This window comes from Pseudomonas sp. MMS21 TM103 (assembly GCF_022132145.1).
Lineage (GTDB): Bacteria > Pseudomonadota > Gammaproteobacteria > Pseudomonadales > Pseudomonadaceae > Aquipseudomonas.
The window spans coordinates 1295307-1318229 of sequence record NZ_JAJISP010000001.1; the positions used below are offsets into that span (position 1 = coordinate 1295307).

Here is a 22923-nt window from a genome sequence, read left to right on the forward strand (position 1 = left end):
CCTGATTCGACGGAAGTACCCCCGAAGCGCCTCTCGCGGGCCCTTCAAGGTGCCGCTGGCGTTGCCGCCAGCGGCGTTCGGCGGCGCTTAGCCGGTAGTGCGCCGACGGGTCTGGCGGCGACCGCGGGCCTCGCTGCCATCGGCGCCAATGGCCGGCGCCTCGCGGAACTTCTTGATCCAGCGCATGCAGTCCGGATCGTGGCCCATCATCACGTCGGCGCCCATGATCGCGGCCATGATCTCTTCGTGCAGCGGGTTGGTGATCGCCGACGTCAGGCCGGAGGCGATCGCCATGCTCATGAAGGCCGCATTGATGCCGTTGCGGTTGGGCAGGCCGAAGCTGACGTTGGAGGCGCCGCAGGTGGTGTTGACCTTCAGCTCGCGCTGCAGGCGGTAGCACAGCTCGAAGACCTGGCGGCCGGCGTTGCCCACCGCGCCGATCGGCATGACCAACGGATCGACTACCACGTCGCAGGCGGGGATACCGTGGTCGGCGGCGCGCTCGACGATCTTCTTGGCGATGCCGAAGCGCACGTTGGGATCGTGGGAGATGCCGGTTTCGTCGTTGCTGATGGCGACCACGGCGGCGCCGTATTTCTTCACCAGCGGCAGCACCCGCTCCAGGCTTTCGTCCTCGCCGGTGACCGAGTTGACCAGGGGCTTGCCCTGGTACACCGCCAGGCCCGCTTCCAGGGCGGCGATGATCGAGGAGTCGATGCACAGCGGCACGTCGGTCAGCGACTGCACCAGCTGGATGGTCTTGGCCAGGATGGCCGGCTCGTCCGCCAGCGGGATGCCGGCGTTGACGTCGAGCATGTGCGCGCCCGCCGCCAGCTGGGCCTGGACATCCTCGACCACCCGGGAGAAATCGCCGGCGGCCATTTCCGCCGCCAGCAGCTTGCGACCCGTGGGGTTGATGCGCTCGCCGATGACCACGAAGGGGCGTTCGAAGCCGATCACCACTTCCTTCTTGAGCGAGCTGATGATGGTATCTGTCATGACACTTCCTCGAATGATTGCAGTGGTTGCCAGGAATTAATCGTGTCGCGGTTGCTCGGCGTGCCCGAGCGCATCCGGCGACTGCGGATTGAGCTGCGCCGGGTTGTCACGCCCCGGGTACCAGGGCACCCGCCCTTCGAGTACGCCGGTGGCCTGGATGATCTCGGCCACGGTTTCCTCCTGGCGGTAAGCCATGATGTGGGCACCGCTGACGCCCTTGATCTCGCGAATCTCCTGCAGCAGATCCATGCACAGGCGCTTGCCCTCTTCCTTCTGCTTGGTGGCGCCCTGCAGGCGCTTGATGACCGCATCCGGGATATGCACGCCGGGAACGTTTTCGCGGATCCACAGGGCACTCCTGGCCGAGGCCAGCGGCCCCACGCCGACCAGGATGTACACCCGGTTCGGACCTTCCAGCAGGCCGAGGTCGTTGACCTTGGACATGAACGGCTTGAGCAGGTCGATATCGAAGCAATACTGGGTCTGGAAGAACTGCGCGCCGGCCGCGACCTTCTTCGCCAGGCGGTGCGGGCGCCAGTCGTAGGGCGGCACGAAGGGGTTCTCGGCGGCGCCGAGGAACACCCGCGGCGGCATCTCGATCTTGCGCCCGCTCTGGAAGCGGCAGTCGTCGCGCATGCCGCGGGCGATCTCCAGCAGCGACAGCGAGTCCAGGTCGAACACCGGCTTGGCCTGGGGATGGTCGCCGGCCTGAACGCCGTCGCCGGTCAGGCAGAGGATGTTGCACGCGCCCATCGCCGCGGCGCCGAGGATCTCGCCCTGGATGGCGATGCGGTTACGGTCGCGACAGGAGATCTGCATGATGGTGGCGTAGCCGACCCGGGTCAGCAGCGAGCACACGCCGACGCTGGACATATGGCAGTTGGCCCCCGAGCCGTCGGTGGCGTTGATCGCATCGACATAGCCATCGAAGATCGCCGCGCGCTTGAGTACCTCGGCCGGATCGGCCGAGTCCGGCGGATCGAGTTCGGAGGTGACGGCAAACTTGCCGGCGCGCAGCACCCGCTCCAGGCGCCCGGGCGATACATGGCCGGGAAGGATCGGTAGTGAATAGCCGGGAACCGGCTCGTCGTCGAATCTCATTGGTCGCCTCTGTTGTCCTCTTGCACCTGTTGACGGACCACGCTCAACCAGGACGAGGTGCCCTTGAGACGGTAGTCGACCGGTTGCTGCACCACATGGATGCGCTCACCCTCACGCATGTTGCGACTGCCGGACCAGGCCTCGACCCAGACGCACTTCATCTCCGGCTTCACTTCGCAATGGCCATTGCTGCGCACGCCGCCGCAGGGGCCGTTGCGCAGGGTCTTCGGGCAGTTCATCGGGCACGACATGCCGGTCGAACTGAGCACGCACTTGCCGCACATCTGGCAGTCGAACAGCAGGCCCTTGACGCCCTTCTCGACGACGCGCATGGGCCCCTCGACCCGCGCATAGCCCAGGCGCCGCCAGAGCGGATGCAGCTTGACCAGCAGCGGCTCGAAGTGGAGGTAGAGGCTTTCGAACAATCTGGAATGGCGGACCACCCAGCGACGAACCTTGTACATGGCAGATATCCTGGCTCGTGAAACAGCGTTGTTGTCTTGCCTGGCGCGGCGCTCACCCTGTGGCCGCCGGCGCTCGGCCAGCCGGTCAGGCTTGCGGATCAGGCGTCAGCCCCTTGTTCCTGATCAGCCGGTCCAGGTCATCGTCGCTAAAGCGTTGTTCTATCCGCGCGGCCTCGGCCTCGGCTTCGGCCTGCAGGTCGTCGCCGCAGGCCCTGGGCTCGGAGCGCTTCCAGTCGGCCAGATAGGCATCCGAGCTGCCCTTGCCGGCGCGCATGGCCGCACGGTCGACGGCTTCCTGAAAGCGCCGGGACAGCTGCACCCGCGCAGTCTTGCGGCCCTGCTTGACGATGATCTGCGCCGGGATGTCGCGCCAGGACACGATGATCAGTTGGGTCATTGCTCTTCCCCTTCGATTAAGCGCACCAGTGAAGCCTGCAGATCGCCGTAGCCGGTATGGCGGTACTCGAAGGCGAGGCCGAGCTGCTCGGCGGCGCGTTCGGCGGCCTGCAGCAGCGCCGGGTCCTCGCGTTGCGCCAGGTACACCAGGCGCCGGTAGTGGCCGAAATACATCGAGGCCAGCTGCGGGTGCCGATCGATGCCCAACTCGCGCATGACCAGCCGATCGAAATGCCGCGCGAGGAAATCGGTCAGGTAGAAGGTGCCGGGCTCGGCCGCGGCAAGTTCGGCAAAGACCCGCTCGCCCGCGTAGAACTCGTAGCAGTGGGCGCCCGGCAGGCGCTCCACGCCATGATCGCGCAGCACCTGGTCGAGGCGCCCGCCGGTGCCGCAATCGGCATAGGCGACGAACACCTGCTCGCGCGTGCGATCGACTTCGCCGAGCTTGTCCTGCACCGCCCCGGCAATCCGCTCGGGGTGGTTATGCAAGTCGGCCGGCAGGCACTGCAGGCGCACCTGCTGCCAGCCATTGGCGGCGACCAGGGCATTGATTTCCCTGGCCAGGGCACCGCAGGCGATGATCAGCACGGCAGCGGGCTCGGGGCTCAGGCCGCGCGCCGTCTGGCGATCAATTCCTTGGCCATGTCCACGGCGACGCCGGCGTCGCGGCAGTAGGCATCGGCGCCGATCGCCTTGCCGAACTCCTCGTTGAGCGGCGCCCCGCCGACCATCACGATGTAGTCGTCGCGCAGGCCTTTTTCCACCAGGGTGTCGATCACCACCTTCATGTAGGACATGGTGGTGGTCAGCAGCGCCGACAGCCCGAGGATGTCCGGCTTGTGCTTTTCCAGGGCCTCGATATAGGTTTCCACCGGGATGTTGATGCCGATGTCGATGACCTCGAAACCGGCGCCTTCCATCATCATGCACACCAGGTTCTTGCCGATGTCATGGATGTCGCCCTTGACCGTGCCGATCACGATCTTGCCGACCGATTCGGCGCCGGACTGGGTCAGCAGCGGACGCAACACCTCCATCCCGCCCTTCATGGCGTTGGCCGCCATCAGCACCTCCGGGACGAACAGGATGCCGTCGCGGAAGTCGACGCCGACGATGGTCATGCCGCCGACCAGGGCCTCGTCCAGCACCTTGCCGGCCGTCCAGCCGCGCGCCAGGAGAATCTCGGTGCCTTCCACGACCTCGTCGCGCAGGCCGTTGTAGAGGTCATCGTGGATCTGTTCGACGAGCTCATCGTCGGGCAGGTCGTTAAGATCAAAATCTTCTTCGCTAAACTGATCAGTCATGGCGATTGACTCCCCGATAGCTGGGTCTGGATGGTACCTGGCGGCGGTGTTCTGCCTGCAGCGTAGGATCAGCCCGATTATTCGATAACCATCAAGGCGACTCGGACATACCCATCAACGACCCGCCACCGGGCAACTTTCAGGATTTACCAGAAACCCGATAAAACCTTGATCTGGATCAATTTTTCCTAAAAATCAGCGACCTAGCGAGGTCGCAGAAGCGACGGCGAGCGTCGTCTTTGGGAAATTGCCCCCGCTATTGGCGAGTAGATTTCAAGACTCCGAAGCGAGCGCCGCTCCTGCCCTTTCCGCGCATCGCCAAGTCCGTCCGACCAACCAGAGACGCGTTGTCAGGGGGATGAAATGTCCGTAATGACCGAAGGAAAGAACATCTATGTGCTGAAGGCCAGCTGCAAGGGCGCCATCGGAACGGTGTCGAGAATCTCCACCTTCCTCGCCCAGCACCGCTGCTACATCATGGAAATGGCCCAGTTCGATCAGATCTCCAGCGGTAACTTCTTCGTTCGCGTGGTGTTCTCGACCACCCCGGGCGAAACCCCCTCCTTCCAGGTGCTCAAGGACAGCTTCCCCGCCGTGGCCGAGCTGGATGGCCTGGAGTGGGAGATGCACGACACCCTGACCCCGCCCAAGGTGCTGATTGCCGTCTCCAAGTTCGATCACTGCCTGGACGACCTGCTCTATCGCCAGCGCACCGGCGAAATCAAGATGGAGATTCCGGCCATCGTCTCCAACCACCCCGACCTCAAGCCGCTGGCCGACTGGCACGGCATTCCCTACCACCACCTGCCGCTGACGCCGGACAACAAGGCCGTCCAGGAAGCCAGGCTGCTGGAGATCATCGAGGAGACGGGCGCCGACCTGGTGGTGCTGGCGCGCTACATGCAAATCCTCTCCGAGGACCTGTGCGACCAGCTGGCCGGCCGGGCGATCAACATCCACCACTCGTTCCTGCCTGGCTTCAAGGGCGCCAAACCCTATCACCAGGCCTTCGAGCGCGGGGTAAAACTGATCGGCGCGACCGCCCACTACGTGACCTCCGACCTCGACGAGGGCCCGATCATCGAACAGATCGTCGAGCGCGTGGACCACACCTACAGCGCCGAGCAGCTCGCCGCCGTCGGCCGCGATGCGGAGAACCTGGCGTTGTCGCGGGCGGTGCGCTTCCACCTGGAACATCGAGTGTTCATCAACGGCCATACCACCGTGGTGTTTCGCTGACGCCGGCCCGCCAACGCGCCGACGCCAAGCCACACCCGCTCTCCACGCCGGACCCAGACAGGGGCTCACCCATGGCAACAATCATCGATGGCAAGGCTTATGCGGCGCGCCTGCGCGCGGAAATCGGCCACCAGGTCCGCAAGCTGCGCGAACAGCATTTCGTCACCCCGGGGCTGGCGGTGATCCTGGTCGGCGAAGACCCGGCCAGCCAGATCTATGTCAGAAACAAGGCGACCCAGGCGCGCGAAGCCGAGATGTCGTCTTTCGAATACCGCCTGGCCTATGGCGTGCCGCAAGAGCAGGTACTCGAACTCATCGAGCGTCTGAACCAGGATCCGGCCGTGCACGGGATTCTGGTGCAGTTGCCCTTGCCGCCACAGGTCGACCCGGAGCGGGTGATCACCGCCATCCGCCCGGACAAGGACATCGATGGCTTCCACCCACTCAATGTCGGCGCGCTGGCCACTGGCGGCAAGGGCATAGTGCCCTGCACGCCACTGGGTTGCCTGATGCTGCTCAAGCACCACCTCGGCGACTTGAGCGGCCTGCACGCCCTGGTGCTGGGGCGCTCCAACATCGTCGGCAAACCCATGGCCAGCCTGCTGCTCAATGCGGACTGCACGGTGACCATCGCCCACTCACGCACCCGCAATCTGCAGGCCGAGTGCCACCGCGCGGACATCCTGGTGGCTGCGGTCGGGCGACCGCGACTGGTTCCCGGGCACTGGATCAAGCCAGGGGCTACAGTCATCGATGTCGGCATCAACCGCATCGAGGAGCAAGGCAAGACCCTGCTGGTGGGCGACGTGGATTTCGACTCGGCACGCGGCGTGGCGGGCGCCATCACCCCGGTTCCCGGTGGCGTCGGCCCCATGACGATCGCCTGCCTGCTGCTCAATACGCTCGAAGCCGCCTGCCAGCAGAACGGCATCGTCTTCCCCTCCGGCATCATGCAAGCCGCCTGGGGCAGCGCGCAGAGCAACTAGGTCGGCACAGGGGGTGCCCAGCAACTCCACATACTGACGTCCCGATGACGCAAACAACCGAGGGAGAGTCCGATCATGAGTTCAAATCCCACACGCAGACGCTCAGGCGGCAGTGAGGCACGTCGCGCGAGCCGGTCCGAAGGTCAGGCCGCACAACCGCCCTACATCACGCGCAACATCCCCTACTACGAGGTGCTCAATGACGACGGACTGAGCATCATCGAGAACAACGCCGACACCATCCTCGAAGAGATCGGTATCGATTTTCGCGACGACCCGGAAGCGCTGCAGATCTGGCGCGACGCCGGCGCCGACGTCCAGGGCGAGCGGGTGCGCATGCCGCGCGGCATGTGCCGCAAGCTGATTCAGGACAACGCCCCGCGCGAGTTCACCCAGCATGCCCGCAACCCCGCCCGCAGCGTGCGCATCGGCGGCGCCAACACCGTGTTCGTGCCCGCCTACGGTTGCCCCTTCGTCCATGACATAGATCGCGGACGGCGCTACGGGACCATCGAGGACTTCCGCAACTTCGTCAAACTGGCCTACCTGTCGCCGAGCATCCATCACTCCGGCGGCACCATCTGCGAACCGGTGGACCTGCCGGTGAACAAGCGCCATCTGGACATGATCTACAGCCACATGAAGTACTCCGACAAGTGCTTCATGGGCTCGGTGACCCACCCGGAGCGGGCCCAGGACACCATCGAGATGGCCAAGATCCTGTTCGGCGACAACTGGACCGATCCCGACACCGGCAAGCCGAGAACCTGCGTGATCAACCTGATCAACGCCAACTCGCCGATGACCTTCGATGACACCATGCTCGGTGCCGCCAAGGTCTATGCCCGCGCCAACCAGGCCTGCATCATCACCCCGTTCATCCTCGCCGGGGCCATGTCGCCGGTCACCGTGGCCGGGACCGCCGCCCAGAGCCTGGCCGAGGCCCTGGCCGGCATGGCCTTCGTGCAGCTGGTCAACCCGGGCGCCCCGGTGGTACTCGGCAGCTTCGCCAGCTCCATGTCGATGCAGTCCGGTGCCCCCACCTTCGGCACCCCCGAGCCGGCGCTGGTGCTCTACGTGATGGCCAACCTGGCCCGGCGCCTGGGCGTGCCGTTCCGTTCCGGCGGCTCCTTCACCGCCTCGAAGATCCCCGATGCCCAGGCGGCCAGCGAGAGCGCCAACACCCTGCTGCCGACCACCCTGGGCGGGGTCAACTTCGCCCTGCACACCGCCGGCTGGCTCGAGGGTGGCCTGGCCATGGGTTACGAGAAGTTCATCATGGATGCCGACCAGGCCGGCATGATGCAGACCCTGCTCAAGGGCATCGACCTGTCCGAAAACGGCCAGGCCATGGATGCGATTCGCGAAGTCGGCCCCGGCAAGCACTTCCTCGGCTGCAACCACACCCAGCTGAACTTCAAGACGGCCTTCTACCTGTCGCCGATCTGCGACAACAACAGCTTCGAGCAATGGGATGCCGACGGTCGTCTGGACATGGCTCAGCGCGCCAACGCCCGCTGGAAGAAGCTACTGGCCGACTACCAGCCGCCGGAGCTGGACCCGGCCATCGACGCGGCGCTGCTGGCCTATATCGAGCAACGCAAGGCGAGCATGCCCGACTCGAACGTGTAGCCGCTGGCGGCGATGGCACCCAGGCGGCTGTTCGGCCGCCTGGTTGCGCTGCCTGGCGACTGATCGTCGTCGCCCTCAGGCCTCGGCGGCCAGCTGCAGCGCCGGCATGCCGCTGGCCACCGCGGTGACCCGGGCCTCGACGAACAACTCGCCGTCGATGTCATTGCGCACCCGTTTTTCCGCCAGCTCGAAGTCGATCCGCGGGCTCTCGGCGCCGGCCTCGCGGGCCATCTGCTCGGCGTCCGCGGCGGCCTCCGCGCGCGCCTGGGCCAGCGCCGCCTCGAGGCTGGGATGGTCCACCGGGCCGTGCCGGCCGAACACCCGAAACACCCCGAACACCGGCTGCAGCACGCTGATGTGCACCCGTTGCACCACCTCGCCATACACCGTGCCCACGGCATTGGCGACCTCGCCGTGTTCCGGCAGGCACAGGTGCACGCCCAGGGCTTGGGCCGCCAGCGGGTAGTAGCTCGCCGCCGGCCCGCCGACGGCCACCACCGGCAGCTCGTCGGCAAAGTGCATGCTGAATACCGAGCCGCCACCTTCGCGCGCCTGGGGGGTCAGGATCAGCTCGCTGAGCACCCGTGCCAGGCGGCTGACATCGCCTTCCTGACCGGCATCGTGCAGCCCGGCCTCGACCAGCTTGGCGCAGATGATCTGCACAACCCGCTGGAACACATCCCGGGCCGGCGCCTCGGCATCGCCTTCCGGCCAGCTGCCGAAGCCGTACTGACGCCGCATCCGGCGGGCCCAGATGCGCGCCGCCAGATTCGCCGCCTCGCTGCTCCAGTGCCGGGAAAGGCCCAGCACGTGGGTGGCATCGGTGGGGGTGAAGCCGCTGTAGATGACCAGTCCCTTGCGCTCCAGGCGGGCCAGGGCGCGCGCCAGCCAGCGTTCGTCCATGGCCGCCTGTTCGATGGCCACGGGTCCGGCTTCCAGGCGCTCCCAGGCGGCCTGCTCGTCGCCGCTGAGGTGGCGCAACAGGGCGTCATCGCGCTGCAGACGCAGGGCAAAACGGTTGTGGCTGCTGCTGGGGGACGAACGCAACTGGCGCTCCAGCACCTCGATCACCGCCGGATACTGACTGGCCAGCAGGCTCAGCGGCACCACCCGACGGGGGCCGATGACGATGCCCAGGCCGCTGTCGAAACTCAGCTCGCTGTCCCCGCCCAGACCGACCGAATACAGGCGGATGGCTTCGACCATCGGCCGCCATTCGCCCACCCGGGCACCGTCGAAGGACAACTGCGGGCGACCGTTGCGCACCACCGCGATATCGGTGGTGGTGCCGCCCATGTCGGCCACGATCAGGTCGCGGTAGCCGCTCAGGGCGCAGGCCCCGTTGACACTGGCGGCGGGTCCCGAGAGCACGGTACTGATCGGGCGGCGCATGGCGCTCTGGGCATTGACCAGGGAGCCGTCGCCCTTGACGATCATCAACGGGGCGCGAATATCCAGGCGCGCCAGCAGGCCCTCGACCGACTCGATCAACTGGCTGACCTGGGCGATCATGCGCGCGTTCAGCGCCGCGGTCATCGCCCGTCGCGGCGCACCGAGCGAGGAGGCCAATTCATGGCCGCAACTGACCGGCTTGCCCGCCAGGCTGGTGACCAGTTCCTGCACGCGCAGCTCGTGGCAGGGGTTGCGCACGCTGAAACTGGCCGAGATGGCGAAGGCCGAGACCCGCTCGCGGTAATGCAGGATGGCCTGGCGCGCGGCCTCCTCGTCCAGCGCGGTGTGTTCCTTGCCGCCGGGATCATGGCCGCCGGCCAGCATGACGATGCCATCCGCGCCGAGCAGCTCGGGGAGCCCGCTGGCCTTGAGCTGCTGGGCGTCGTAGCCGATCAACAGCACGCACACCGGCGAGCCCTTGCCTTCCACCGCCGAATTGGTGGTCAGGGTCGAGGACAGCGAGACCATGGCCACCTCGGGCATCAGCTCTTGGGGCAGCGCCGCCAGCGACTGGCCGATGCCGACGCTCAGATCCAGGCGCGTGGTCAGCCGCTTGGCCGAGGCCACCACACGCCGCTGGTCGTCCAGCAGCACGGCATCGGTGAAGGTGCCACCGGTATCGACTCCAAGGTAGTAAGCCATGCCCGTTCTCGTTCCCGTGGCTGCCCATAGATCGCACTAATAGCACCCGCCAAGGTTCGTCACTGATCCACCAGCGGCATCGCGCCACCGAAAACCGACCGCGCCTGGGTATTTTTCAGGCGCTGGATGGATCGGGATTCGGCGCCGCCGGCAGTCTCAGGCTGAACACCGCGCCCCGCGCGCCATTGGTTGCCACCAGGCTGCCGCCCAACTCGCGGACGATGCCGTAGGACACCGCCAGGCCGAGGCCCAAGCCCTGGCCCACCGGCTTAGTGGTGAAGAACGGCTCGAACACCCGGCTCAGGTTTTCCTCGGCAATGCCGCCGCCACTGTCCGCAATACTCAGCAGGCACTGCTCGCCCTGGCGCTGGATCGACACCGTGAGCAACCGCGGTTCGGCATCCGCCATGGCATCCAGGGCATTGTTCAACAGGTTGAGCAGGACCTGTTCGAGTCGAATCGCATCGCCCAGCACCATGGCATTGCTGTCGATTTCGCAGTGCAACTCCACCTGTTCGCTGCGCAGGCGTGGCGCCAGCAGTTGCAGCGCCTGCTCCAGCACATCACCCAGGCGCAAGCGTTCGCTGAGGCCGGCCGGGCTCTTGCGGGCGAAGGTCTTCAGGTGCCCGGTAAGCCCGGCCATGCGTTGCAGCAACGCATCGATGCGGCGCAGACCTTCGTGCACATCGGCCTGGCGACCACTGTCGAGCAGCAGGCGCAGGCTGCCCAGTTGCATCTGCATGGCGGTCAGCGGCTGGTTGATTTCATGGGCCATGGCCGCCGACATCTGCCCCAGGGCAGCCATCTTCGCCGCATGCACCAGGCCATCCTGAGCCTCGCGCAACTCGGCGGTGCGCAGCGCCACCTCGCGCTCCAGGCGCTCGCGAATCCCCGCCTGCAGGCGCTGGTTCTTGCGCCGCTGGGCCAGGTACAGCAGCAGAAACGCCAGGGTCATCCACACCCCAGCGGCGGCCAGGCGGTAGCTGCGCACGCTGTCGACCAGCGCCTGCGGCTCGACCAGCAGGTGCAGGGTCCAGTCTTCCTCAGGCAGCGCCAAACGCTGCCAGAGGTAGTCGCGGCGCCCGTCCGGGCCATCGACCCGGCGCCATTCGCTGTCCTCACCGATGCGCCGGCGCAGCTTGCTGGGCAGCGGTTGCAGCGCCTGCTCGGCGTACTTGCGCACCTCCACCAGCTCGCCACGATCCGCTTCGCTGAGCTCGCCCAGGGCCCGAAAACGCCAGGCCGGGCGGTTGCTGAGGATCACCACCGAATAACTGTCGGCCACCAGCAGCACCCCGGGTTGCCCCGCCCATTCGCGCTGCAATTCCTCCAGTTCGAGCTTGACCACCAGCACGCCGAGCACCGCGCCGTCATCGTCGCGCACCACATGGGAAAGGAAATAACCGGGTATGCCGGTGGTCACGCCCACCGCAAAATAGCGCCCGGAAGACTGGCGTATGGCATCCTGAAAGTACGGGCGAAAGGCGTAGTTGTTGCCGACGAAGCTGCTCCAGTCGCGCCAGTTGCTCGCCACCAGGGTCTTGCCCTGGCTGTCGAGCAGGTAGAGCACGGTGGAACCGGCCGCGGCGTTCAACTGCGTCAGGCGTTGATTGAGTTTTTCGCGCAACAGGCGATCATTCGGCGCATGCAGCAGCGACTTGATATCGCTGTCCAGCGCCAGCACCTCGGGCACCGAACGGAAGCGCTCGACCAGGGTATGGATCGATTGGGCATAGAGTTGCAACTGGCCACGCGCCTCGACGCTGCGCTCCTGCCAGGCGTGCTGCTCGGCATAACGGCCGGCCAGCCAGATGCTGGCGAGCAGGCCGAGGAGGATCAGCAGCACGATCAGAATGACGCGGAAACGCGGAAAAAAGGCAGGCATGCACGGCTCGTCTCGACCCAATCCCGGCATGGTAAGGCAAAGCGCGCCCCAATGCAGACGCCACCAGCAGCAGGGCCAGGGCACGATTGAACAGGCGCATGCGCCGCGGTTGCTCCAAGTATTGGCGCAGGAACGCACCGGCATAGGCCCAGCAGGCCAGAGAGAGGTAGCAGATGACGAAATACAGCGCCGCGAACTGCCCCACCACGCCCAGTTCGCCGTCCGTCGCATAGGCGCCCATGCCGGCCAGGGCCGCCAGCCAAGCCTTGGGATTGAGCCACTGCATCACCGCGCCGGTGAGCAGAGTGGGTGGCTGTTGCGCCTTGCCGCCATCCAGCCGGCCATCGTCCCGCGCCAGGCCATAGGCCATATAGAGCAGAAAGGCCACGCCGGCCCAGCGAATCAGCGCCGCCAGCAGCGGCCATTGCTGCAACAGGCGGTGCAGTCCCAGGCCCATGGCCAGCAATAACAGGGTGAAGCCCAGGGTCGCGCCGGTCACATGCCGCAGGCTGGCGCGCAGGCCATAGCGGGCCGCGCAGCTGAGCGCCACGAGGTTGACCGGGCCAGGGGAAATCGAAGAAGCCAGGGCAAAGGCCGCCATGGAAAGCAGAAGAGTCATCGCGTACCTGCCAGCATCGCCAGAGAGAAGGCGAAGACTGACAGGCGTGCAACTCGTGGTATTGAAGGAAACTGCCCCGCGCCCGGCCCGCGCTCAGCCGGGCCTCACGCCTCAGCGATACAGATCGGCGCGGGTCCAGGGCAGGTCGTGGCTGCCATCGGCGTGCGGCTTGACCGCGAGGATCTGGTGCAGGCTCATCCAGCCGCGGGCAAAACCGTAGGCGCAGCCGGCCAGGTACAGCCGCCAGATGCGCAGGGCCTGCTCGGGCACCAGTTGCGCGGCCTGCTCCAGTTGCGTTTCCAGGCGTGCGCTCCAGTGTTCCAGGGTGCGCGCGTAATGCAGACGCAGATTTTCCACGTCGACCACTTCCAGGCCGGCATCGCTGAGCTCGGTGATCATGGTCGCCAGGTGCGGCAGTTCGCCTTCGGGGAACACGTAACGGCCGATGAACTCGCCGCCACCGCGCGCCACCGGACGGCCGTCGGTGTATTTGGCGGTGATGCCATGGTTCATCACCAGTCCGCCGCTCTTCACCGCAGCGAACAGGCGCTGGCAGTAGAGCGGCAGGTTGGCGTGGCCGACATGCTCGAACATGCCGACGCTGACCACCTTGTCGAAGCGGCCGTCCTGCGGCAGGTCGCGATAGTCCAGCAGTTCCAGGTGCACCTGCGGCGCCAGCCCCTCGTCCGCGACCCGTTGCCGGGCCAGTTGCAGCTGCGCCTGGCTGAGGGTGATGCCATGCACCTCGACGCCGAACTCGCGGGCGGCGAAGCGCGCCAGCCCGCCCCAGCCGCAGCCGACATCGAGCAGCCGCTCGCCCGGTTGCAGACGCAGCTTGCGGCACAGGTGGCGCAGCTTGGCCTGCTGGGCCTGCTCGAGGTCCTCATTGCCGGTCTCGAAATAGGCGCAGGAGTAGACCATCTCGCGGTCCAGCCAGAGCGCATAGAAGTCGTTGGACAGGTCGTAGTGGTAGCTGATGGCCGCCGCATCGGTGTCCTTGTCGTGGGCGCTGCGCTGCGCCTCGACAACCGGCTCATCGTCGATCAGCGCCTGACTGAGGGCATCACCGAGTTCGATCACCGCGCTGATCGGCCCCTCCAGCTCCAGGCGTCCTTCGACATAGGCGCCACCCAAAGCAGCCAGGCTCGGATGGGCCAGTTGCGCCACCAGGCTCGGGTCTTTCACCACCATGGTGACCCGCGGTTCGGGCCCCAGATCGATTTGCTTGCCGTCCCACAGCCGCAGGCGCAGGGGCAAATGAAGATCACGCAGGGTAGGCGGCAGATACGCGAGCATAAGAACCTCCAGCTTTCAGCAATCAATGAAAGACTAGTTCAAATGACTCGCGGGTCAGCTAATCGGCTCCATAGAAGCTGGCTATCCGCCATGTCGCTGCAACAGGCCGTCGCCAAGCCACTGGCGCAGCCAGGTGGCGGCCTGCAGCGGAGCGTTCTCACCCAGCTCGTGCAACTGTGCGCAGAGTTCGGCGAAACTCCAGCCGGCCACGGCCATGCCGTGCAAGGCTGCGGCTTCGTCGGGATCCAGGCTGCGGTACTGGCTGATCAAGCCGTGCCGCCAGATCAGGCAGACCTGGGGCTGCTCCAGCGCCTGGCTGCCGGGGAACTCGCTCTGCGCCTTGCACGCGCGCCAGAGCGCCAGGCTGTTGTGCCGGCAGACCTGCCATTGCACGCTGGGCAGCAGGCGCACCTGCAGGTTCGGCCAGTCCTCGGCCGGCAGACTGGCCATCTGCGCCATGCTCAACGGCTCACCTGCGGCCGCATCGAAAGCCAGGCCGAACGCCCACTCCAGCCGCGCCAGCTCGCCGAGCGGGATCGCCTGCTCAGGCACCAGATAGGTATCGATGAAGCTGGCCAACTCGGCGCCCAGCCAGCGCAGGCTGAAGTGCTGCGAGGGGCGCGCATCGATATAGGCGCCGGCCAACGCATCGAATTCCTGGTCGCCGAGCCAGCCGTGCACGGCTGGGTAATCGCCGCGCAAGGCTTCGAGCAGGCGCGCGCGATAGGCGTTGTGATAGATCGCCAGGCCCTGTTCGGCACTGAGGGCCGGGCTGCCGAGCAGGCTAGCGCGCAACTCTGGATTGGCTGTCGGGTCGCTGCCGAGCAGGTAGCTCTCGAGTTCGCGCTGCCAGTCGTTCAGACGCATGCTGGCGCTCCCCCCAGAGCCACGGCGGCATAGGCGCGGGCCTGGTCGAGCTCGGCGAGCAACTGCGCAAATGGCGGGTAGTGGTCGTCACGCTCGAGCAGCGTCGAGACCGGCCCCAGGTGACGCAAAGTTCGCTGATAGAGCTGCCAGACCGGATCGCTGACCGGCTGATCGTGGGTGTCGATCAGGTAGCTGCCGTAATCGCTGTGCCCGGCCAGATGCAGTTGGCGGATACGCTCCCTGGGCAGCCCGCTGATGAAGTCCCAGGGCTCGAAACCATGGTTGCGCGCGCTGACATAGACATTGTTGACGTCGAGCAGCAGTTCGCAGCCGCTGAGTTCACAGAGCGCGGCGAGGAACTGCCACTCACTGAACTGATCGTCGGCGCTGCGCAGATAGCTGGACACGTTCTCCAGCACCAGCGGCCGCTCGATCACGTCCTGCACCTGACGCACCCGCGCCGCGACGTGCTGCAGGCTCTCTTCGGTGAATGGCAGTGGCAGCAGGTCGTGCAACTGATGGGCATTGCCGCGGCTCCAGCACAGGTGATCGGAGATCCACTGGGGCTGAACCCGCTGCGCCAGCTGTTTGAGACGGCGCAGGTAATCACGATCCAGTTCATGGGGGCCGCCAATCGACAGCGAGACGCCATGCATCACCAGCGGATAGTGCTCACCGATGGCGTCCAGGTAGTAGAGCGGCTTGCCGCCCTCGACCAGATAATTTTCCGAGATAACCTCGAACCAGTCGACGTTGGGTCGCTGCTCGAGAATCTCCTGGTAATAGGGGGTACGCAAACCCAGGCCATAGCCCAGGCTGGGTGACTCGATGGACATGCCGGGCTCCTCGGCCATGGGGTGAACCGGAGTGGCCGTAGCTCGGCCACTCCGACGGACGTTACTCGCCAACAGTACCCTTGGCCGCATTGCACTCGGCCAGGGTCATGGTCTTGAAGCCTTGGCCCTTGCAGGAGCCCTGGCCTTTGCAGGCGTTGCTGGCGGTCTTGCAATCATTCTGACCTTTGCAGGCGTTAACGCCGTAACAGTGAACCATGGCCTCTTCAGCCACAACCATGGTGCTGGTCAGGCCAGCGAACAGGGTAGCGGCGGCGAAGGCCAGGGCAGCGCCAGTAGCAGCAGTCTTGGTAGTCATGGGTGCATCCTCGGATAGTCTGGTTGGGTCGGTCAAACAGGAGTGCTCAACGCCGACATAGAACTAGAGAGCGATCGGGGCCAGGCGTTACAGCCCTGACGATAAGTTTTGCGCTACTCAGCCGGCGCCCCCAGTACAGTCACGGCAATCGCCTACGTTTGCCACGCCAGGCATAAGCGTGCCTTGCTCACTCAGCCTCCCGGGGCTGCCCGTATTGGGGAAACGCCATGTGGAAAGCCGTCCTGCCATCCACCGAGCTGCAGCAGATGCTGCCCTGATGGGCCGCGACTATCGAGCGAGTGATCGCCAGGCCCAGACCGGCATTGCTCCGGCTGCCTTCTCGGCGTGCAGGATCGGCGCGGTAAAAGCGATCAAAAAGCCGCTCAAGGTGTTCAGCAGGAATGCTCGGCCCAGGGTTTTCAACGGTCAGGTTGGTGGTGCCAGCAGCCTCGCCGATCGTCACCAATATGGTCGCTCCTGCGGGGGTGTAACGCAGCGCATTGGACAACAGGTTGGAGATCGCCCGATGCAACATCAGCAGGTCGCCGCGGATGCTGCCATGACCTGCCAACTTCAGTTCGACCCCACGGTCCTCGGCCAGCAACTGGTAGTACTCGAACAACTTGGCCACCACCGCTTCGAGTGCAATGTGCTGCTGCTCGGGGATGATCAGGCCATTGTCCGACTTGGCCAGGAACAGCATGTCATCGATCATCCGCGCCATGCGCTTGAGGTCTTCCAGGTTCGAATAGAGATTCTCCTCATAGGTGTCGACATCACGCTTGCGGCTGAGAATCACCTCGGTGTGGGTCATCAGGCTGCTGAGCGGCGTCCTCAGCTCGTGGGCGATGTCGGCAGAGAAGCTGGAGAGTCGCACGAAGGCATCATCCAGCCGGCCCAGCATGGCATTGAATGAAGTCACCAACTGCTGCAGCTCCAAGGGCACAGACGTCAGGGGTATGCGCCCCTTGAGCGACTCGACCGACACCGAAGTGGCCAGCTGGGTGACCTGGCGCAAGGGCCGCAGGCCGCTGCGGGCAACGATCCAGCCCAGCCCCGCACTGACCAGGGCGCTGACGACCAGACCAATCCAGAACCAGCGCTGCAGGGTTTCGAAGAACGACAGGTGATGGGTGACATCGAGTGCCAACATCAGCGTAACCGGCCCAGACCGGCCGGGCGCAGCCAGCTGAGCGGTGATCCCCCGATACCTCTGGGCCTGGCTCCGCCACTCCCACAACGCGCCCTCGGGGTAGCCCGCGAACTGCCGCGGGATGCTGACCGCCGGTGGCTCGGCGAACAGCTCGTGGCCGTCGGCCGCGAGGATGATGGCCGACAGATCACGGTGTGCGCCGAGCAAGGCATGCAGTTGCTCGAAACTCATTGCCCCTGCCGGGTCGGCAAGTATGGCCTGGGCGGACTCGAGTTTTTCCATCAGGATCTGTCGATCGAGCATCTCGAAGTGGTGCTGGCTGAGCCGATTGAAACTCAGCGCCGCGACGCTCAGCACCGCCGCCACGGCCAGCATGAACATCAGGCTCAGGCGGGCGGTCAGGGACAGTCGATTCATTGTGCTTCCGGCACCTCGAGCTTGTAGCCCATGCCGCGCACGGTCTGGATCAGCTTCAGCGGGAAATCGTCATCGATCTTTGCCCGCAAGCGCCGGATCGCCACCTCGATGACATTGGTATCGCTGTCGAAATTCATGTCCCAGACCTGCGCAGCGATCAGCGACTTGGGCAGCACCTCGCCGCGGCGGCGCAGCAGCAGTTCCAGCAGGGCGAACTCCTTGGCGGTCAGATCGATACGCTGGCCACTGCGCATGGCCCGATGCTTGAGCAGGTCGACTTCCAGGTCGGCAATCTTCAGGCTCGACTGGGTCGGCGCGCCAGTGCCGCGGCGCAGCAGGGTCCTGACCCGGGCCAGCAGTTCGGCAAAGGCAAAGGGCTTGATCAGGTAGTCATCCGCGCCCAGTTCCAGGCCCTTGACCCGGTCCTCGATCCGATCCCGCGCGGTGAGGAACAGCACGGGCAGCTCCTTGCCGGCAGCACGCACCCGGCGCAGCACTTCCCAGCCGTCCAGGCCCGGCATCATCACGTCGAGGATCAGCAGGTCGTAGGTTTCAGCCAGGGCCTGTTGCAGGGCATCGCTGCCGGTCATCACCCGGTCCACATTGAACCCGGCCTCGCTGAGCCCCTGCTGCAAGTAGGTGCCGGTTTTAGGTTCGTCTTCGGCGACCAGAATCTTCATGTACTGTTTCCCAGGTGGCGAGCGCCTTGAGTGTGCCGCTAATCCAGCACAGCAACCAGCAGCTGACAAAAATGTAATGGTCCCACCAGCTGTCTGTCAGGCACCACTGCCTAGGCTGTACTCACGCGCACGGCTCGAAGTCGCAACTGCGGCTAGCGAGGCGCGCTGAAATGATCTTGGCTTGATTGATATCAAGCGGGTAGCCCAGGCTGTTGCCTACCCTAGACTACAGTTCGTTCGCCAACGCTCGCCATCGGAGTTGGATCATGACCCACCCCACCACGCCGCTGTGGAAGAGCAAGGCCGGCATCCCGCTGCTGATGCTGCTGGTCATCGGCCTGTTCTATCTGGTTCGGGAGCACTCGACCCACGCCTCGCAGCTCCTGCCTTACCTCATCTTGCTGCTGTGCCCCCTGATGCATCTGTTCGGCCACCACCACGGCCATCATCGGCATGGCGAAACCGATGTCCGCAAGGACGAGACCAGGAAATAACCCATGAATACTGCTTCGGGCCATCACGAACATGACCACCAGCACCCTGCAGGTCGGCAGAATGATGGCCAGCAAGATCCGGTATGCGGCATGCAGGTCAACCCCGACAGCTCGCACAGCGCGCAGTACCAGGGCGAGACGTACAGGTTTTGCAGTCAGAAATGCCTGGACAGGTTTCACGCCGAACCGACTCGCTACCTGGACCCGCAGCACGCCGCCGAGCAGACCGAGCAGCCGCCTGAGCAGGCCGAGGCAACCGAATACACCTGCCCCATGCACCCGCAGATCCGTCAGCCGGGTCCGGGCGTCTGCCCGATCTGCGGCATGGCGCTCGAGCCGCTGATGCCGACGCTCGAGGAAGAGGAAAACCCCGAGCTCAAGGATTTCACCCGGCGCTTCTGGTGGACCCTGCCGCTGACGATCATGGTGACCGCCCTGGCCATGGCCGGGCACGCGCTGCCGTTGTTTCACGGTGCCACGCAAAACTGGGTGGAACTGGTGATCGCCACCCCGGTGACCCTCTGGGCGGGCTGGCCGTTCTTCGCCCGTGGTCTGGCCTCGGTGCGCCAGCGCAGCCCGAACATGTGGACCCTGATCGGCCTGGGCACTGCCGCCGCCTACCTGTACAGCGTCGCCGCCACCCTGGTCCCGCAGATTTTTCCGCAGAACTTCATGCAGGACGGCAGGATCGGCGTCTACTTCGAGGCGGCCGCGGTGATCATCTCCCTGACCCTGCTGGGCCAGATGCTCGAGCTCAAGGCGCGCTCGCAGACCTCGGCGGCGATCAAATCCCTGCTCGGCCTGGCACCCAAGACGGCGCGCCGGATCAACAGCGACGGTCAGGAAGAAGACATCCCGCTGACGCATGTACACCAGGGCGACCGGCTGCGCGTGCGTCCGGGCGAGAAGGTTCCGGTCGACGGTAAGGTGCTGGAGGGCGAAAGCGCCGTCGACGAGTCGATGCTCACTGGCGAACCCGTGCCGGTGATGAAGACACCCGGCGATGCACTGATTGGCGCCACCCTGAACGCCCACGGCAGCCTGGTGATGGAGGCGCAGAAGGTCGGCGGCGACACCACCCTGGCGCAGATCGTGCAAATGGTGGTCCGGGCCCAACGCTCGAAAGCGCCGATGCAGCGCCTGGCCGATACGGTCGCCGGCTACTTCGTAGTCGGCGTCATTGCCATCGCCGTGCTGACCCTGTTCGGCTGGGGGCTGTTTGGCCCAGAGCCGGGCTGGGTATTCGGCCTGATCAACGCGGTGGCGGTGTTGATCATCGCCTGCCCCTGCGCCCTGGGCCTGGCCACGCCGATGTCGATCATGGTGGCCACCGGCAAGGGCGCCAGCAATGGGGTGCTGTTCCGCGATGCCAGCGCGATCGAGAACCTGCGCAAGATCGATACGTTGATCGTCGACAAGACCGGCACCCTGACCGAGGGACGGCCGGTGTTCCACAGCGTCGAAGGCACCCAGCAGGTCGAGCCCGATGAAGTGCTACGCCTGGCCGCCAGCCTCGACCAGGGCAGCGAGCATCCGCTGGCCCACGCGATCGTCGAACACGCCCGAGCCGCAGGGCTGGAGCTGGCCAAGCCGGAGCAGTTCGAATCCGGTTCGGGGATAGGCGTGCGCGGGCAGATCGAGGGCAAGCAGATCCAGTTGGGCAATAGCGCCTTGATGGAAGACGCCGGCGTCGACATCGGCCCCTTGCAGGACCGTGCCGAACAGCTCCGCGCCGACGCCGTCAGCATCATCTACCTGGCGGTGGACGGCGCGCTGGCCGGCTTGCTGGCAGTGTCTGACCCGATCAAGCCGACGTCCAAACAGGCCGTCAGTAAGCTGCAGAGCAAAGCGGTCAAAGTCATCATGGCGACCGGTGATGGGCTGACCACGGCGCGGGCGGTGGCCAAGCAGCTAGGCATCGAAGAGGTACATGGCGAGGTCAAGCCGCAGGACAAGGAGCGGCTGGTGGCGGCCCTGCAAGCTCAGGGCCGGCGGGTGGCTATGGCCGGCGACGGCATCAACGACGCCCCGGCACTGGCCCGTGCAGAGGTCGGCATCGCCATGGGCACCGGCACCGACGTGGCGATGAACAGCGCCCAGGTGACCCTGGTCAAAGGCGACCTGATGGGCATTCTGCGGGCACGCACGCTGTCCGTGGCCACGGTGAAGAACATGCGCCAGAACCTCGGCTTCGCCTTCCTCTATAACGCCATGGGCATCCCCCTGGCGGCGGGGCTGCTGTACCCTCTGACCGGCCACCTGCTGTCACCGATGATCGCGGCGCTGGCCATGAGCGTGAGTTCCGCCTCGGTGGTGTTCAATGCCCTGCGCCTGCGCCGGGTAGTCATCGACTGAACGGGCGACAACACTCGACTTGCAGCTTGCTGCTGGATTTATCAATAACCTGGAGACGTCCTTTGATGCATGACCCCTCGATGTGGCCATTTGGGCCCGTGATGATGCTGGTGTTCTCAGTACTGATCATCCTGCCGTTTTGTCTGATCTTTAAAAAGGCGGGGTATTCGCAGTGGCTGGGGCTGTTGATGGTTGTGCCCATCGTCAACTTCGTTCTGCTGTATTTTCTGGCGTTTTCCAGTTGGCCGGCACACAGCGCCCGGCAAACACCCGCCAATGAGTAGCCACTCGGATCAGTTGTGCCCGGCGCTGCAGGCCAGGCCCTCTTGCCCAGGGCCTGATGGAATGGGCCAAAAGCGCTGACCCGTTAGCCTGTGCACACGAGGAAGGACGATGAGAGTTTCAGCGCGACCAATCCGTGACTATCCCTGGTGGGTACGGCCCTTCTTCTGGAATCAGCAAAGAAAATACGGCGCCATCCTGCAACCTGGCTTGCTCTGGGCACGCGTGCCGAAACTGTTCGCGGCAGTGGCTATTCTGTATGGCGTGCTGGACAGAAAAGGTTCGCCGCTGAGCCCAGTTTTGCGCTCACTGGTTACAGTGCGGGTCTCGCAAATCAATCAGTGTGAGTTCTGCGTGGATATCAACTCGGCCACGCTCGCCAAGCGCACGGGCTCCATGGAGAAAGTCGAGAGTCTCGCGCAGTGGCGCGATAGCGCGTTATTTGACGAAAGCGAGCGGACGGTGCTGGAGTACGCGGAGGCCATCACCTACCCGGAGCGTCGGGTCACCGATGAATTGATGGGGAAAGTAAGCCGACTCTTCGATGAGGACGGCATCATTGAACTGACCGGGCTTATTGCCTTCCAGAACTTATCGAGCAAATTCAATAGTGCGCTCGATGTGCCCGCCCAGGGCTTGTGCAAGCTCCCGCCGGCTCCGGCGAGTGGCCCCTGAATTGATCACGCCGAGGTTACCGCGATTGCTTATCAAGGGGGGCGAAGCAAGGGAGTGGCAGGCACTCCCTGCGCAACCTTACTTGCCGGTCTTGCCACCCGCCTCGTCGCACTTGGCCTGGGTCATCAGGTTGAAGCCCTGGCCTTTGCAGGCGCCTTCACCCTTGCAGGCATTGGTGGCGGTCATGCAGTCGTTCTGGCCTTTGCAGGCATTCACACCGTAGCACTGCACTTGAGCTGTTTGCGCATCTTGGGCCGCTTGCGCCGGCAGACTGGCGAACAGGCCGGCGGCAACCAATGCCAATGCGGCGCCGGTGACGGCAGAAGATATTGTCGACATAGGGCTATTGCTCTTGCTGGGGATGGTTGAGGTCACGACTGACCGAGAGAAGCCTGCATAGCGCTGCTGTTCAGGCTTTGTAGAGTAGACCTTACAGAACCCGGGCAAATCCCTACAAGCGAAAGATAGCTTGCTGACAGAACTGTAATCTTTGCCTCAGCGGGCTGGCAGGCCGCGCAGATCACGATTGTCTCGAACCCGAAGCTCGATAAAAAAAGGATCGGCGGGGCAACCGAACGCTATCCAGGACAGCCCCATGCACCTCATGCTAAGCCGCGTCGCCATCGTCGGCCTGAAGCGAGGGCAACGGCGCACGCCGCTTGGCGCGGATCGAGCAAACTGCAACTATCTCTGCACCGGTCGCACAGCAGCAGACCAGCGATTCGCCGCCGGCCATAGCTGAGCCGCGCATGAAGCGCCATGCCGCCAGTTGAGCCTCATCAGGGCAGCCAAGCTGACAGAAATGTAATCTGCCGCAAGGTCGAAATATGGCA

General features: G+C 65.0%; 22 protein-coding genes and 1 pseudogene. 7 read left to right on the forward strand and 16 right to left on the reverse strand.

Features of this window, described 5'->3' with window-relative positions:
• Positions 1–87 precede the first annotated feature (87 nt).
• The 6 genes from LJY18_RS05930 to LJY18_RS05955 all read right to left on the reverse strand — a co-directional run bounded on the left by LJY18_RS05930 (position 88) and on the right by LJY18_RS05955 (position 4264).
• Positions 88–999 (reverse strand): dihydropteroate synthase, encoded by a 912-nt coding sequence (locus tag LJY18_RS05930; protein WP_238040853.1) that lies wholly within the window; start codon positions 997–999, stop codon positions 88–90.
• A gap of 36 nt (positions 1000–1035) precedes the next feature.
• Positions 1036–2100, reverse strand: a complete 1065-nt coding sequence (locus LJY18_RS05935; RefSeq protein WP_238040854.1) for a methylenetetrahydrofolate reductase — start codon at positions 2098–2100, stop codon at positions 1036–1038.
• On the reverse strand, positions 2097–2564 hold the full coding sequence (locus LJY18_RS05940) for a methylenetetrahydrofolate reductase C-terminal domain-containing protein (protein ID WP_238040855.1): 468 nt from the start codon (positions 2562–2564) through the stop codon (positions 2097–2099). Before LJY18_RS05940 ends, LJY18_RS05935 begins: the two co-directional genes overlap by 4 nt.
• Positions 2565–2649: 85 nt before the next feature.
• Positions 2650–2961 carry a virulence factor gene (locus LJY18_RS05945; RefSeq protein ID WP_238040856.1) on the reverse strand — a complete coding sequence of 104 codons (312 nt, stop codon included), beginning with the start codon at positions 2959–2961 and terminating at the stop codon, positions 2650–2652.
• The gene (locus tag LJY18_RS05950) at positions 2958–3548 is read right to left on the reverse strand and encodes a DUF1638 domain-containing protein (RefSeq protein ID WP_238040857.1); all 591 of its coding nucleotides are present in this window, start codon (positions 3546–3548) and stop codon (positions 2958–2960) included. Before LJY18_RS05950 ends, LJY18_RS05945 begins: the two co-directional genes overlap by 4 nt.
• A 17-nt stretch (positions 3549–3565) precedes the next feature.
• Positions 3566–4264, reverse strand: a complete 699-nt coding sequence (locus tag LJY18_RS05955; RefSeq protein WP_238040858.1) for a corrinoid protein — start codon at positions 4262–4264, stop codon at positions 3566–3568.
• 372 nt (positions 4265–4636) lie between these two features.
• Between LJY18_RS05955 and purU the strand changes: the two genes are divergently transcribed.
• The 3 genes from purU to LJY18_RS05970 all read left to right on the forward strand — a co-directional run bounded on the left by purU (position 4637) and on the right by LJY18_RS05970 (position 8121).
• Positions 4637–5503, forward strand: a complete 867-nt coding sequence (gene purU / locus LJY18_RS05960; RefSeq protein ID WP_238041123.1) for a formyltetrahydrofolate deformylase — start codon at positions 4637–4639, stop codon at positions 5501–5503.
• Between the two features lie 71 nt (positions 5504–5574).
• On the forward strand, positions 5575–6489 hold the full coding sequence (gene folD, locus LJY18_RS05965; protein ID WP_238040859.1) for a bifunctional methylenetetrahydrofolate dehydrogenase/methenyltetrahydrofolate cyclohydrolase FolD: 915 nt from the start codon (positions 5575–5577) through the stop codon (positions 6487–6489).
• A 75-nt stretch (positions 6490–6564) separates the two neighbouring features.
• On the forward strand, positions 6565–8121 hold the full coding sequence (locus LJY18_RS05970; protein WP_238040860.1) for a trimethylamine methyltransferase family protein: 1557 nt from the start codon (positions 6565–6567) through the stop codon (positions 8119–8121).
• A 75-nt stretch (positions 8122–8196) separates the two neighbouring features.
• Here the strand turns inward: LJY18_RS05970 and LJY18_RS05975 are convergent, their stop codons facing one another.
• The 9 genes and pseudogenes from LJY18_RS05975 to LJY18_RS06015 form a co-directional block, all read right to left on the reverse strand.
• Positions 8197–10215, reverse strand: coding sequence for a hydantoinase/oxoprolinase family protein (locus LJY18_RS05975; protein ID WP_238040861.1), 2019 nt, complete (start codon positions 10213–10215; stop codon positions 8197–8199).
• Positions 10216–10330: 115 nt separating this feature from the next.
• Positions 10331–12100 carry a sensor histidine kinase gene (locus LJY18_RS05980; RefSeq protein ID WP_238040862.1) on the reverse strand — a complete coding sequence of 590 codons (1770 nt, stop codon included), beginning with the start codon at positions 12098–12100 and terminating at the stop codon, positions 10331–10333.
• A gap of 34 nt (positions 12101–12134) precedes the next feature.
• Positions 12135–12719 (reverse strand): annotated as a pseudogene (locus LJY18_RS05985) (LysE family translocator); the annotation flags it as partial.
• Positions 12720–12830: 111 nt separating this feature from the next.
• Positions 12831–14015, reverse strand: a complete 1185-nt coding sequence (gene cfaB / locus LJY18_RS05990) for a C17 cyclopropane fatty acid synthase CfaB (RefSeq protein ID WP_238040863.1) — start codon at positions 14013–14015, stop codon at positions 12831–12833.
• A gap of 81 nt (positions 14016–14096) precedes the next feature.
• Entirely contained in the window at positions 14097–14882 is a 786-nt protein-coding gene (locus LJY18_RS05995) for an HvfC/BufC N-terminal domain-containing protein (protein WP_238040864.1), read from the reverse strand.
• Positions 14873–15718 (reverse strand): MNIO family bufferin maturase, encoded by an 846-nt coding sequence (gene bufB / locus LJY18_RS06000; protein ID WP_238040865.1) that lies wholly within the window; start codon positions 15716–15718, stop codon positions 14873–14875. The genes LJY18_RS05995 and bufB overlap by 10 nt, the downstream gene beginning before the upstream one ends.
• Before the next feature lie 61 nt (positions 15719–15779).
• Positions 15780–16034, reverse strand: a complete 255-nt coding sequence (bufA2, locus tag LJY18_RS06005; protein ID WP_238040866.1) for a BufA2 family periplasmic bufferin-type metallophore — start codon at positions 16032–16034, stop codon at positions 15780–15782.
• A 187-nt stretch (positions 16035–16221) separates the two neighbouring features.
• Positions 16222–17604, reverse strand: coding sequence for a heavy metal sensor histidine kinase (locus tag LJY18_RS06010; protein WP_238040867.1), 1383 nt, complete (start codon positions 17602–17604; stop codon positions 16222–16224).
• Positions 17601–18284 (reverse strand): heavy metal response regulator transcription factor, encoded by a 684-nt coding sequence (locus LJY18_RS06015; protein ID WP_238040868.1) that lies wholly within the window; start codon positions 18282–18284, stop codon positions 17601–17603. Before LJY18_RS06015 ends, LJY18_RS06010 begins: the two co-directional genes overlap by 4 nt.
• Positions 18285–18550: 266 nt before the next feature.
• Between LJY18_RS06015 and LJY18_RS06020 the strand changes: the two genes are divergently transcribed.
• From LJY18_RS06020 to LJY18_RS06035, 4 genes are all read left to right on the forward strand, one after another.
• Positions 18551–18778: a DUF2933 domain-containing protein gene (locus LJY18_RS06020; RefSeq protein WP_238040869.1), complete on the forward strand. Its 228-nt coding sequence runs from the start codon at positions 18551–18553 to the stop codon at positions 18776–18778.
• Positions 18779–18781: 3 nt separating this feature from the next.
• Positions 18782–21133: a heavy metal translocating P-type ATPase gene (locus tag LJY18_RS06025; RefSeq protein ID WP_238040870.1), complete on the forward strand. Its 2352-nt coding sequence runs from the start codon at positions 18782–18784 to the stop codon at positions 21131–21133.
• Positions 21134–21198: 65 nt separating this feature from the next.
• Entirely contained in the window at positions 21199–21417 is a 219-nt protein-coding gene (locus LJY18_RS06030; protein WP_238040871.1) for a hypothetical protein, read from the forward strand.
• 109 nt (positions 21418–21526) lie between these two features.
• Positions 21527–22090, forward strand: coding sequence for a carboxymuconolactone decarboxylase family protein (locus tag LJY18_RS06035; RefSeq protein ID WP_238040872.1), 564 nt, complete (start codon positions 21527–21529; stop codon positions 22088–22090).
• A 78-nt stretch (positions 22091–22168) separates the two neighbouring features.
• Here the strand turns inward: LJY18_RS06035 and bufA2 (LJY18_RS06040) are convergent, their stop codons facing one another.
• Positions 22169–22429 (reverse strand): BufA2 family periplasmic bufferin-type metallophore, encoded by a 261-nt coding sequence (gene bufA2 / locus LJY18_RS06040; protein WP_238040873.1) that lies wholly within the window; start codon positions 22427–22429, stop codon positions 22169–22171.
• Between the last annotated feature and the right edge of the window lie 494 nt (positions 22430–22923).